Annotated in this window: 11 protein-coding genes and 1 pseudogene; 4 read left to right on the top strand and 8 right to left on the bottom strand. The window is 50.5% G+C overall.

The annotated features are described in order from the left end of the window. The 8 genes from ACR0P9_RS02375 to ACR0P9_RS02340 form a co-directional block, all read right to left on the bottom strand. The coding region (locus ACR0P9_RS02375; RefSeq protein WP_432617248.1) for a F0F1 ATP synthase subunit epsilon at positions 1-387 on the bottom strand (387 nt) is incomplete at its 3' end. Further along, complete coding sequence (gene atpD / locus ACR0P9_RS02370; RefSeq protein WP_432617247.1) at positions 387-1,784, bottom strand: F0F1 ATP synthase subunit beta; 1,398 nt, start codon at positions 1,782-1,784, stop codon at positions 387-389. The genes atpD and ACR0P9_RS02375, both read right to left, overlap by 1 nt. Continuing rightward, entirely contained in the window at positions 1,775-2,758 is a 984-nt protein-coding gene (gene atpG / locus ACR0P9_RS02365) for an ATP synthase F1 subunit gamma (protein WP_432617246.1), read from the bottom strand. Before atpG ends, atpD begins: the two co-directional genes overlap by 10 nt. Continuing rightward, complete coding sequence (gene atpA / locus ACR0P9_RS02360; protein WP_432617245.1) at positions 2,746-4,263, bottom strand: F0F1 ATP synthase subunit alpha; 1,518 nt, start codon at positions 4,261-4,263, stop codon at positions 2,746-2,748. The genes atpG and atpA overlap by 13 nt, the downstream gene beginning before the upstream one ends. Before the next feature lie 5 nt (positions 4,264-4,268). Continuing rightward, positions 4,269-4,784: an ATP synthase F1 subunit delta gene (gene atpH, locus ACR0P9_RS02355; protein ID WP_432617244.1), complete on the bottom strand. Its 516-nt coding sequence runs from the start codon at positions 4,782-4,784 to the stop codon at positions 4,269-4,271. Further along, positions 4,781-5,269: a F0F1 ATP synthase subunit B gene (gene atpF / locus ACR0P9_RS02350; RefSeq protein WP_432617243.1), complete on the bottom strand. Its 489-nt coding sequence runs from the start codon at positions 5,267-5,269 to the stop codon at positions 4,781-4,783. The genes atpH and atpF overlap by 4 nt, the downstream gene beginning before the upstream one ends. A 16-nt stretch (positions 5,270-5,285) precedes the next feature. Beyond that, positions 5,286-5,501, bottom strand: a complete 216-nt coding sequence (gene atpE / locus ACR0P9_RS02345) for an ATP synthase F0 subunit C (protein WP_432617242.1) — start codon at positions 5,499-5,501, stop codon at positions 5,286-5,288. Between the two features lie 41 nt (positions 5,502-5,542). After that, positions 5,543-6,229 carry a F0F1 ATP synthase subunit A gene (locus ACR0P9_RS02340; RefSeq protein ID WP_432617241.1) on the bottom strand — a complete coding sequence of 229 codons (687 nt, stop codon included), beginning with the start codon at positions 6,227-6,229 and terminating at the stop codon, positions 5,543-5,545. A gap of 226 nt (positions 6,230-6,455) precedes the next feature. Here ACR0P9_RS02340 and ACR0P9_RS02335 point away from each other — a divergent pair, with 226 nt between their 5' ends. The 4 genes and pseudogenes from ACR0P9_RS02335 to ACR0P9_RS02320 form a co-directional block, all read left to right on the top strand. Continuing rightward, entirely contained in the window at positions 6,456-8,069 is a 1,614-nt protein-coding gene (locus ACR0P9_RS02335) for an ATP-binding protein (protein WP_432617240.1), read from the top strand. Between the two features lie 38 nt (positions 8,070-8,107). Next, the gene (locus tag ACR0P9_RS02330) at positions 8,108-8,794 is read left to right on the top strand and encodes a response regulator (protein ID WP_432617239.1); all 687 of its coding nucleotides are present in this window, start codon (positions 8,108-8,110) and stop codon (positions 8,792-8,794) included. Positions 8,795-8,861: 67 nt separating this feature from the next. Continuing rightward, on the top strand, positions 8,862-11,084 hold the full coding sequence (ppk1, locus tag ACR0P9_RS02325; RefSeq protein WP_432617238.1) for a polyphosphate kinase 1: 2,223 nt from the start codon (positions 8,862-8,864) through the stop codon (positions 11,082-11,084). A gap of 164 nt (positions 11,085-11,248) precedes the next feature. Continuing rightward, positions 11,249-12,345, top strand: a pseudogene (locus ACR0P9_RS02320) (hypothetical protein); the annotation flags it as partial.

The raw sequence follows: 12,345 nt of genomic DNA, 5'->3' as shown, positions 1-12,345 counted from the left end.
TTTCAAACGTGCCATCGCACGCGCCAGAGCTGCCTTGGAGTGATAGTACTCCTGAATGCTCTGCTGCTGGCGCAGACGCTCTTCTGCACGCTGCTTTGCACGCTCTGCACGTGCGCGGTCAATTTCATCCGGACGTTCTGCGGTAGATACCAGCAGAATAGCGTAGTCTGGCATGATTTCTGCAAATCCCTGCGTGACAACGACTTCCTGCCATTTGCCATCTGCACAGTAGCGGACATTGCCCGGCTCCAGCGCGGTGACAATCGGTTCATGTCCTGGCTGTACGCCGTACTGACCGTCCAGAGCTGGCATCACAATGCCTTCTACATTGCCGGTGAAAAACTGCTTTTCCGGGGTGATGATTTCCAGATAGAGCGTCTTATTCATTAAACTGCCCCCTGTGCACGTGCCTTTTCACGGACTTCATCCACAGTGCCAACCATAGAGAAGGCAGACTCCGGATATTCATCCAGTTCGCCGCCGAGCAGTGCTTCAAAGCCGTTGAGCGTTGCATCCAGCGGAACATAGCGTCCTTCCAGACCGGTAAAGGTCTCTGCTACGAAGAACGGCTGGGAGAAGTACTGCTGCATACGACGCGCACGGTCTACCGTCTTGCGGTCTTCAGCACTCAGTTCTTCCATGCCGAGGATGGCGATGATGTCCTGAAGCTCACGATACCGCTGCAGCAGTTCCTGTGCGCCGCGGGCAACCTTGTAATGGCGCTCGCCGACAACGTCTGGCTCCAGAATACGAGAGGTGGACTCCAGCGGATCAACTGCCGGGTAAATGCCCTGTTCTACGATCTTACGGGACAATACAGTGGTAGCATCCAGATGAGCAAATGTCGTAGCCGGAGCAGGGTCAGTCAAGTCATCGGCAGGGACGTAAACGGCCTGTACCGAGGTGATTGCACCGTCACGAGTAGACGTGATACGCTCCTGCAAAGCACCGACTTCATCGGCTAGTGTCGGCTGGTAGCCAACGGCAGAAGGCATACGGCCCATCAGAGCGGAGACTTCCGAACCTGCCTGTACATAACGGAAGATGTTATCGACGAACAGCAGTACGTTCTGCTTCTGGCGATCACGGAAATATTCTGCCATTGTCAGGCCGGTCAGAGCGACACGCATACGTGCTCCAGGCGGCTCGTTCATCTGACCGAACACCAGCGCGGTGTTATTCAAAACGCCGGATTCGCCCATTTCACGCCACAGATCGTTGCCCTCACGGGTACGTTCGCCGACGCCGGTGAAGATAGAGTATCCGCCGTGCTCGGCAGCAATGTTTCGGATCAATTCCTGAATCAGGACGGTCTTGCCGACACCGGCACCGCCAAACAGGCCGATTTTACCGCCGCGGGCATATGGAGCCAGCAAGTCGATGACCTTGATGCCGGTTTCCAGAATTTCGGTTGTCGGGTTCTGATTAGCAAAAGCCGGCGGCTCACGGTGAATCGACCACTTTTCTTCCGTCTTTACCGGACCCTTTTCGTCAATCGGCTCGCCCAGTACATTAAACAAACGACCCAGCGTACCTTCGCCGACTGGTGTTTCAATGGTATGGCCGGAGGCAATAACGGTATCGCCACGACCCAGACCTTCACTAGGAGACAGCATGATGCATCGAACGGTGTCGCCGCCGACGTGCTGAGCAACCTCCATGACCTGCTTTTTGCCGTCTAATTCGACGGTCAGCGCTTCATTGATTTCCGGCAGCTTGCCGCCGTCAAATTCGACGTCAACAACTGGACCGAGTACCTGCGCTACAGCACCTTTCAGTTCCATGATGATTCGTTCCTCGCTTTCTGTGCGCAGGTGCCATCCGCAAGAAAACGGACAACACGCGCAGGCTTTTCCCGGCGGAGCGGCGGGCGTTCTGCTTGCTGCGTTTGCGCGCCGCCGACAATTTCTGTAATTTCCTGCGTAATCGCAGCCTGACGGGCGCGATTATATCGCAGGGAGAGTTCCTTTAACATATCTCGTGCATTGTTGGTGGAAGAGTCCATTGCCGTCATGCGGGCATTCTGCTCCGAGCAGAATGACTCAACCATTGCACCAAACAGCACGCCTTTGACGTAACCCGGAACGATCTGGCTCAATACCTTATCCGCACTAGGGACATAGGTAACAGTCTGGTGGTACGGTTCATCCTCGCCGGGACGCGGTGACCACGGGAAAGCGTCAATATCCAGCGGAAGGAGCTTTTGGATTTTCGGCTCCAACCGCATCGGTGTAATCATTTCAGTATATACAATATAGACCTCATCCAGCTGATTCTCGCGGAACAACTTGATAAACAGCTCGGCAATATCGCGGGCGCGCGGAATGTTTGGATCCTGCGCCGTGTACATAAATTCGCCGTCAATTTTCATGCCGCGTTCAGCAAAATATACGCGGCCGACCTGACCGATTAAGAACAGGGTTGAATTTGGCGTTTTGGCGATTTGCTCTTCTGCCAAATGCAGGACATTGTGGTTGTACGCGCCTGCCAAACCCTTATCACCGGTGATGACGATATAACCGACTTTGTGTTCGGCGACATCCGGACGCTTATCAAAGTAGATATGCTCCATTTCCGGTGTGTGATGCAGAATATCGGCAATCGTCGAGGTGATCTTGGTAAAGTACGGCTGCACGTTATTGAGCTGCTGCCGTGCCTTGCGCAGTTTCGAGGAGGAGATGAGGTACATCGCATTGGTAATCTTCAGTGTCTGCTGGACGCTGTCGATTCTGGTACGAATTTCCTTTATGCCTGCCATGATGCGCTCACCTGTTCTTTATAAGACTCCAGTGCCTTGCGAATCTGTTCACCTGCGGTTCCCGGAAGGGTGCCGGTGGACTGAATTTCTTCAACAAGTGCGCTGTTTTCGGACTGAAGCGTATCTGCGAAATCCTTGACAAACTTGTTTGCGCGGTCAAGCGGTACATCGGAGAGCAAACCATTGGTTGCTACATACAAAATAACGGCCTGCTTCCAAACCGGCATCGGATGATACAGCGGCTGCTTGAGGATTTCCATCAATCGCTTGCCGTGATCCAGTGCCTGACGGGTCTCTTCGTCCAGATCCGAGCTAAACTGCGTAAATACTTCCAACTCACGGAAACGAGCCAGATCAATACGAAGGGTACCGGAGGTTTTCTTGATTGCCTTGGTCTGTGCAGAACCGCCGACACGGGATACCGACAGACCAACGTTGACAGCCGGACGCTGACCGGAGAAGAACAGGTCATTTTCCAGATAAATCTGACCGTCAGTGATAGAAATAACATTGGTCGGAATGTATGCGGATACATCGCCAGCCAGTGTTTCAATGATCGGGATAGCGGTCATCGAACCGCCGCCGTATTCTTTGGTCAAGCGGCAAGCGCGTTCGAGCAGACGGGAATGCAGATAGAATACATCGCCCGGATATGCTTCACGACCCGGAGAACGGCGGAGCAGAAGGGAAAGGGTACGATAGGCAACCGCGTGCTTGGACAAATCATCATATACAATGAGGACGTCCTTGCCCTTGCTCATAAAGTACTCACCGATAGCAGCACCGGCATACGGAGCAATATACTGCTGCGGAGCAGAATCTGCTGCGGTAGCGGATACGATAATGCTGTAATCCAGTGCGCCAGCCTTTTCCAGTGTGCCGCGCAGCTTGGCAACCGTCGATGCCTTCTGACCGATGGCAACGTAAATACAAATCATATCCTGACCCTTCTGGTTCAGGATGGTATCAATCGCAATAGAAGTTTTACCGGTCTGGCGGTCGCCGATGATTAACTCACGCTGGCCGCGTCCGATCGGAACCATGGCGTCAATAGCCAAAATGCCGGTCTGCATCGGCTGATTGACCGGTTCACGGGAAACAACGCCGGAAGCTTCGTGCTCAATCGGGCGGGTTTCTGTGCAGGCAATCGGGCCGAGACCGTCAATCGGGTCGCCCAATGCGTTTACGGTACGGCCGATCATCGCATCACCGACCGGAACGTCTGCTGCGCGACCTGTGCGCTTGACAGAAGAACCCTCGTGCAGACCATTTTCGCTGCCGAGAAGAACAACGCCTACGCTGTCACGTTCCAAGTTCAGCACAATGCCGCGGACACCGGTTTCAAATTCAACCAATTCGCCGTAAACGGCGCGATCCAATCCATATACAGTCGCAATGCCATCGCCGATCTCAAGCACTGTGCCGGTCTCTGCGCGGCGGGTGCGGCTGTCATACTGTTCAATCTCCTCTTGGAGAATAGATATAATTTCGTCTGAATGATTCAAGCTGTTCACCCCTCTTGCAGACTCTGCGCCAGGGCATGAATCTGCCCACGGACGCTCTTATCATAGGTAACCCCGTCAATTTCAAATACAAAGCCGCCAAGGACTTCGGGGTCCAGTACAATTTCAAAGGTAAGAGACTGATAGCCATGCTTTTTGCAAAGCAGCTGTGCCAGTTTGCTGAGCGCTTTGTCGCCCGGATCGCGCACACAGCGCAGGACGCAAAGTCCTTCACCGTGCTGCTTCATTTCCAGCTTCCGATATTCGTCTACGATTTCCGGAAGAAGCGGGAAGCGACCTTTTTCGGCCAACAGTCCATAAAAATTCTTTAGATGTTCGTCATCTGTAAAATCCGGAAGGCGGTTCAATACCGCTTTCTTTTCTTTTGCCTGTACAGCAGGACTGCACAGCGCTTCCCAAAGGGGAGCGCTGTCCATGATGTACTGTGCAGTTTGTTTCAAGCTGTCTACGGAGCAGCCGGAGTGATGCAGGGCGGCTGCATAACGATGTGCCGTCGTACTCATAACTCTTCACCCGCCTCATCTAAAAATGAGTCGAGCATGGCACGATCTGCATCTGCGTTCATGGCGTGCTGAGATACCTTGGCGGTAGTCAGCAGAACCAGAGCGGCAATCTGCTGCTTGGCAGATTTGAGCATTGCCTCGCGATCTGCTTCGCGCTGACGAGCAGCCTGCTCGTTCAGACGCTGGATATCTTTTTCCGCCTCGTTCATGCGGCGGCTGTAGGCGAGATCCGCACGCTTGCGTGCTTCCTCAATGATGCGGGCTGCTTCCCCGCGGGCATCTGCCAGCTGCTGGGTATATTCTGCCTTTTGCTTCTCTGCATCAGCCAGACGTTCATCCGCCTGATCCAGCGTGTCAGCAACGTTCTTTGCTCGCTCATCCAACATTTTGGTGATTGGACCGAACAAGAACTTTTTCATCAGCAGGAACAGGATGAGCAGGTTGACAAACACCCAGATGATTTGCCAGTTTAAATTCAGGATCATCGGGTTTCGCCTCCGATCAGCCCATGAAGATCAGCAGGATACCAATCAGGAAGCCGTAAATAGCGGTTGCCTCTGCCAGTGCACAACCAAGAATCAGGTTCTGGCTGATCTTGCTTGCAGCTTCCGGCTGACGAGCGATGGATTCCGAAGACTTACCAGTTGCAATGCCGATGCCGATACCAGCACCAATACCAGTTAATACTGCCAGACCTGCGCCAATTGCTACATTCATTTTAATTTCCTCCTAAATGTCAAATACGATAGATTGTTTACTTAGTCCAAAGATTCCGAAAGGAATAGCGTTGTCAGGAACACAAATACGATTGCCTGCAACATTCCGTCAAACACATCAAAATACAGGCTGAACGGAATCGGTAAAACGACAGGCATCAGCATTTTCAGCAGTTCCATGATAACAAAGCCTGCAAAAATATTGCCGAACAGTCGCATACACAGCGACAACGGGCGAATGCCGATTTCCATCACGTTGAGCGGTGCGACGATAGCGACCGGCTGACCGAACTTTTTCAATCCGCCGCCGAGACCGTGGTACCGGAACTGTGCACCATAGATGAGGATTGCACTCATGATTGCCAAGCCAGCCGTGACGTTCAAATCCTTTGTCGGGGGTGTGACGCCAAACAGACCGGAGATATTGGCAAGGCCGAGATACAAGCCGATGGTTCCGAGATACGGAGCAAAGGTGCGCCAGTATTTCTCTCCGAGTGTGTTCTTGCAGAATCCGTTGATGAAGCCGACAAAAATCTCAGCCACGATTTGGCGGCGACCGGGCTTACGGTTTAAGCCGTGTGTCAGCCAAATGGCGAGAACCGTCAGGATGGCGATGATGACCCAAGTAATGACGGTCGACTGCGGTACCGGAATCCCGCCGAACAGCGGAATGTCAAATGCAATCTTATTTTGCAGTTGCGCATTGAGTTCCGCTTTGATTTCTTCCAATGATGCATCACCACTTTCTTGCGTTTCAATATGCCCCTATTTTAGTCACCGCAAACCAGTAAAACAAGCTTAAAAAACTAAAAAAAATAAAAACTGCACATATTGCCTATTTCTCATAAAATATCAAAAGCAGATTTGATAACTTTTCACTAGAATTTTCGGGATTTGCCGGATACGAGGGAATGTGGTATGATAGAAAAGAAATCTGTGCGGAGAGGTTTTGCATATGGAAAAGGAAAAAATTGCAAATTCAACGATATATAATCAGGTTCGCACCATTCTGGTGCAAGGAATCGTTGTTGCACTGTTACTTTCGCTCGGCGCGAATTTGGTCTTGAGCTTGCGGCAGGAGAATAATTCCCGCGATCAAACGCTGACCAGTGCGGCGCAGGTCGCGGCCAATGCACCGGTTCTCATGGATCATATTGACACAAAACAAGCGAATGAATATATAAAACGTACCGTGGACAGTGTGTCCAGTATTGACGTGCTGGCGGTATATGACCCGACGGGAGAGCCGATTGCTTTCTATGATCTTGCTTCCGGTTCACATGACGTGTCGCAGCTTGCACCGCTCAATGAAGAAATTATGGACAGCTTGGCGGAGAGTGATTCGACACTGCTGCACAACAGCGATGCGCCATCCGGCACAGACCGCTGCGCTTATGCGGCGATTTATTCCAAGGATGGATCCATCAGCGGATTCACCATGGCGGGCATCTATATGCGGTCGATTCACAAGATGATTCTGCTTACTCTGCTGTCCCATGTACTCGTCGGTGCATTGGCACTGTTTTTTGGCTGTATGCTCAGCCTGCGCCTGTCGCGTCGCATCAAAGATGACCTGCTCGGTTATGAGCCGAATGATTTTCGACGGCTGTTTTTGCAGCAGATGGACATTTTGGACGGACTGGACGAAGGCATCTTGGCGATTGACAAAAACAGTACAGTCATTTATTTGAATCGAGCGGCATCAGACATGCTGCGCATTGATGTCAATGAGGCGATTGGACAGCCGCTCAAGGACATTTATCCGCGGTCTACGATTGCCCGTGTCATGCGGACGGGGAAAACCGAGTATAATATCAGCTTGGAATCTATCACGCATGTTTCTGTGATTTCTGACCGCATTCCGCTGCGGAGAGACAATCAGATTGAAGGCGCCGTTGCCATCTTCCGAAATCGCACAGAGGTCACACGACTGGCGCAGGATTTGACCGGTGTACAGCATATTCTGGAGGCATTGCGCGCGTATACCCATGAATTTACCAATAAATTGCACGTGATTTTGGGACTGCTGCAGCTCAAAGAATATGATCGAGCGGAGGAGTATGTCCTGCGCATCACACAGACCCGCGCGCAATCGATTGATTACATCAAAGACCGCATTCATGACCCGACGATTGCCGCGCTGCTGATTGGCAAGGCATACCGCGCCGCGGAGCTGGATATTCGATTTTCCTTAGATCCTGCCAGCATCTTATATGGAAACGGGCAGTTTATGCCGGTTACAGCGATGATTACGGTGCTGGGAAATCTCATTGAAAATGCATTTGATGCCATGCGCGGTGCACCGGCGGATGTACCGAGTGAGGTAACGGTCAGCATTCGAGAAGGTTCGCGTGGCTTACTGCTCAGTGTCGATGATACGGGTCCGGGCATGACAGAAGAAGTCAAAGAGCATTTGTTCCAACGCGGATTTTCCACCAAGGGAGAAGGGCGCGGCACAGGTCTTGCCCTCGTGCATGAGATGATTGAAGCGTATCATGGAAGCATTCGGGTCGAGTCTGAGTTGGGCGTTGGCACTTCGTTTATTATTACTTTAACAGAGCAAGCATAAATAAAGATACCATTATACATATATAGGAGAGAAGAACATTGTATCGTACCGTTATTGTAGAAGATGATCCGGTAATTACGCTGCTCAATCGCCGGTATATTGAAAAAGATGAGCGGTTTTGTGTGGTGCAGACCTTTTCCGCCGCACATCCGGCGTTATTCTGGCTGCGCAGCAACCCAGTAGATTTGATTATTTTGGACGTGTATATGCCGCAGATGAATGGTCTGGAGCTGCTGCGGATGCTGCGGGCGGAAGGCGTCGATTCCGATGTCATTATGGTGACATCGGCAAACGATGCAGAGACCATCGAAGCACTGATGCGTCTCGGCGTCACCGATTACCTGATTAAACCGTTTGGATTTGAACGCTTTCAGCTTGCGTTGGATACGTTTTGCAATCGCAGAAATGCGATTCACGACAGCGCGCAGGGGGCATTTACCCAAAATACCTTGGATCGGGCGCTGCTGCATATCTCGACACCGGTGACCCAGACGCCGAGTGCGCCGCCGAAAGGATTGCAGCCCAAGACATTGGAGCGCATTCAAACATATTTGCAGGAAAACCCGGGTGGGCACACGTGCGATGATATTGCGGGACATGTCGAATTGTCGGTTGTGACCGTGCGCCGCTATGTCAACTATCTGGTGGAGCAATCGGTCATCAGCAGCGATATGGACTATAATACGGGCGGCAGACCGTGTATTGTCTATCATGCGGAAAATTAAGGGTCGAAATTTGTCTGGCACTGCGGTATAATAACAGAGAAGACAAGACCGGAAGGAGGCGGTTGCCATGTTGCCGATGCATCTAATGGTAAACCGAGAACTGAGTTGGCTGGAATTTAACAAGCGTTGCCTGTCTGAGGCATTGCGGCAGGATGTGCCGCTGTTTGAACGCCTGAAATTTGCTGCAATCTATTTTTCCAATCTGGATGAATTCTTCATGGTGCGTGTCGGTTCTTTGACCGACCAGAGCATGGTAGAACCGGATAAGCTGGACAATAAGACCGGATGGAATGCGGCACAGCAGGTGCAGCATATGCTCAAAATGATTCATTCCTTTGAGCCGATGACAGAACAGGCATATCAATCCTTACAGACGGAATGCAAACAGCACGGAGTTGATTTTGTCGATTTTAACAAGCTGAGTCAGATTGACGAGATCATCTCACGCAAGTATTTTGCAGAAGAGATTAAGCCGCTGCTTTCACCGCAGATTGTGGATCGGCATCATCCGTTTCCGTTCCTGCGCAACAAAGAAAAGTATGTATTTTCCTGCCATATTACCAAAAACGGCGGTGAACGCTTTGGTGTTGTGCCGATTGGTCATCTTCCGGATTATTTTGTCGTCAATTTTGACGGAAGGGCAAAGGTATTCTTTACCTGCGACATTGTAGAACATAATTTATATCAGTTGTTTCTCAAGCAGAAAATTGTTGAGCACACAACGGTGCGCGTGACGCGAAATGCAGATATTGCCATTGATGAAGCCCTACTCGATTATGACATGGACTTTCGCGGTATGATGCAGGAATTGCTCAAAAAACGCCGCCGACTGTTTGCTGTTCGTCTGCAATTGTCCGGAAAGGCGCCGCGCATTCAAAAATATTTGTGTGACCATTTGGATTTACATGCGGCAGAAGTATTTGTCCAGAAAATCCCGTTGAATTTTGGCTTTGGCTTCTCCTTGGCGGGAAAAACGGGCATTCAGGATACTTCTCTATTTTATCCGCCGCGCAAGCCGCAAGTGCCGGAAATGTATCACCAGAATATCCCCATGCGCGAGCTGGCGCAGAAGGAAGTACTGCTTGCCTATCCGTTTCACAGTTATAAGCCGTTCTTAAATATGCTGTATGAAGCGGCAGATGATCCGGAAGTCGTATCCATTAAGATTTCTCTGTATCGTCTGGCAGGACACAGTAAGGTGGTCTCTGCTCTATGTCATGCGGCGGACAAGGGAAAGGATGTGCTGTGCACCCTAGAGCTGCGCGCGCGTTTTGACGAGCAGAGCAACATTGACTATTCTGCGATTCTGGAGGAAGCAGGCTGCCGTGTCATTTATGGTCTGAGCGATTATAAAGTCCATGCCAAGCTATGTGTGATTACACGCAAAAATGCTGCGGGAGAGGTCAGCTATACGACTCAAATTGGCACAGGTAATTATAATGAAAAGACGTCAGAACAGTACACGGACTTGTGCTTTATTACGAATGATGATGCTGTAGGACGCGATGCCGTACAGGTATTTAATCATCTGTCACTTGGCGAGACAACGGAAGAGACCGAAGCACTGTGGGTGGCACCGCATTGTTATCGTTCTCGCGTGCTGGAACTGCTGGATCGAGAAATTGATGTGCAGAAACAGGGCGGTCATGGCTATGTGGCAATCAAAATCAATTCCTTCAACGATGTCGGAATCATGGAAAAGATGGTCGAGGCATCGCAGGCGGGTGTAGAAATTCGTCTGTACGTCCGCGGCATTTGCTGCTTGCGGCCGGGAATTGAGGGATATACAGAAAATATCACAATTCGCGCCCTTCTCGGCAGGTATTTGGAGCATTCGCGTATTTTTGTGTTCGGTGAAGGCGAGCGGCAGCGCATTTTCTTGGGCTCCGGTGATTTGCTCAACCGCAATACCAGACGACGTGTGGAAATTTTTGCGGAACCGAAATCACAAGCTGTTCGTGAACAGTTATTGCATATTCTTGAACTACTGGAAAAAGACAATTGTCAATCGTGGCTCATGCAGCCGAATGGCACCTATCAGCGCGTTCAACAGGCAGAAGGAGAACCAAGCGTCAACTGCCAGATGAGACTGTATGATTACTTTACGCAGTATGCAGATCCTGTTCAGAAGACGCCGCATCGGACGCAAAAATTGCAGGAAGAAAAAGAAACTGTAGAGAGAACCATGCAGCAGTTACGTTCCAGAGAGCAAGAGCAGGAAAACGAAGAAAAAATGAGTTTGTTCAAACGCATTTGGCGGGCATTGTTTGGCAAGAGACATGCAGAATAAATGATACACATGACACAGCCGGAGAAAAACTGGCTGTGTTTTTCTATTTCTTAAGAAGTTCTGAAGTTTTATTCGACAGGAAAATTGTTAACACGTCATGTCTTGACAGAGCAGGTACATATGATAGAATAGAATAAGTTTAGATGATAGCAGGAGGAAACAAGATGATAAAACGCATCGCGGGCATGGCGGCGGTATCTGCGGTGCTGTGCGGCGCAATCGCGCTGTGCGCACCTGCACTCACCACAAAAGAAACGCAATCAGAAGAAACAGCAGAACCGCAGATGACTCTACAGCCTGTTCTAGAAGATATTACTTACACCATTCCGGAACAAATTTCAGCGGATTTAGCTGGCGGTGCGCTCGATGTCCTGCATCCGGCGGATGATTATGAAACCATTTTTCCCTATGCAGCAAAGATTGTTGGATGGGAAGAAGACGGCACGCCGGTTTATCGATATGCCATCGCAGATGCAGCGGGAGAACAAGTAACGAATGCGATTTACACACAAGCACAGAGAGCGTTGTGCGGCAATAAGAATGTATGGCTGCTGACCGGCACTGCATCGGATGGCAGTACACAGATGACGGGAGCGGCAGCTGACGGCAGTTGGGTGATTGGCCCAATCGGCGGCACGATTTCTGTGAAAGATGGCTGTATTTTGCAGCAGCTGAACGGAGAGGGCGTCACGACAGTATATACCAGCGGCGGAGAATGTCTTGGCAGTGTCATGGGAACGGTAGAATCATGTGCAGACGGTGTTTTGGTCAGCCAACAGGAGCAGGATGGCGAAAAGACATGGTACTTTTATGATGCCTCTACGCTGAAACTGCTGACACAGGTTGATGCTTTGCAGGTTGGTGTATTCTCCGGCGGCAGTGCCACGGTACAGATTTCAGAAAATCAGTGGGGTGCTGTCAATAAGAGCGGCGTAATTACCCTGTTCAATCGCATATCTTGGGCAGATGATGTGTGCAACGGATATGTTTTGGCAAAGAATACTGATGGAAAGTTCGGTGTTGTCGATGCGACAGGCAAAATCATCATTGATTTTACATATATCAATGGCAAGCATTGCAGTGAAACAGATGCGCTGTATCAGCTGTGGACGGAAAAAGATAGTTGCGTGGTTATCAGCACGGGCTGGAAGAATAAAAAAATGGTTCTGCCGAGTGATGTCAAGGGACAGGAGCTTATTCCGCTTCCGGATAACTATTTTGCATATACCAATGCAGAGGGACATACTGTCATTTTTGACGA

This window comes from Butyricicoccus sp., from assembly GCF_050872565.1.
Classification (GTDB): domain Bacteria; phylum Bacillota; class Clostridia; order Oscillospirales; family Butyricicoccaceae; genus Butyricicoccus_A.
Note: the sequence above shows the minus strand (reverse complement) of the source record. Positions and strands in the feature narration are given on the sequence as shown.

What these genes read in the sequence shown, in the direction of transcription:
- atpD (WP_432617247.1), bottom strand. Translation starts at nt 1,784, where the DNA reads ATGGAACTGAAAGGTGCTGTAGCGCAGGTACTCGGTCCAGTTGTTGAC.
- atpG (WP_432617246.1), bottom strand. Translation starts at nt 2,758, where the DNA reads ATGGCAGGCATAAAGGAAATTCGTACCAGAATCGACAGCGTCCAGCAG.
- atpH (WP_432617244.1), bottom strand. Translation starts at nt 4,784, where the DNA reads ATGAGTACGACGGCACATCGTTATGCAGCCGCCCTGCATCACTCCGGC.
- atpF (WP_432617243.1), bottom strand. Translation starts at nt 5,269, where the DNA reads ATGATCCTGAATTTAAACTGGCAAATCATCTGGGTGTTTGTCAACCTG.
- ACR0P9_RS02335 (WP_432617240.1), top strand. Translation starts at nt 6,456, where the DNA reads ATGGAAAAGGAAAAAATTGCAAATTCAACGATATATAATCAGGTTCGC.
- ppk1 (WP_432617238.1), top strand. Translation starts at nt 8,862, where the DNA reads ATGTTGCCGATGCATCTAATGGTAAACCGAGAACTGAGTTGGCTGGAA.
- atpE (WP_432617242.1), bottom strand. Translation starts at nt 5,501, where the DNA reads ATGAATGTAGCAATTGGCGCAGGTCTGGCAGTATTAACTGGTATTGGT.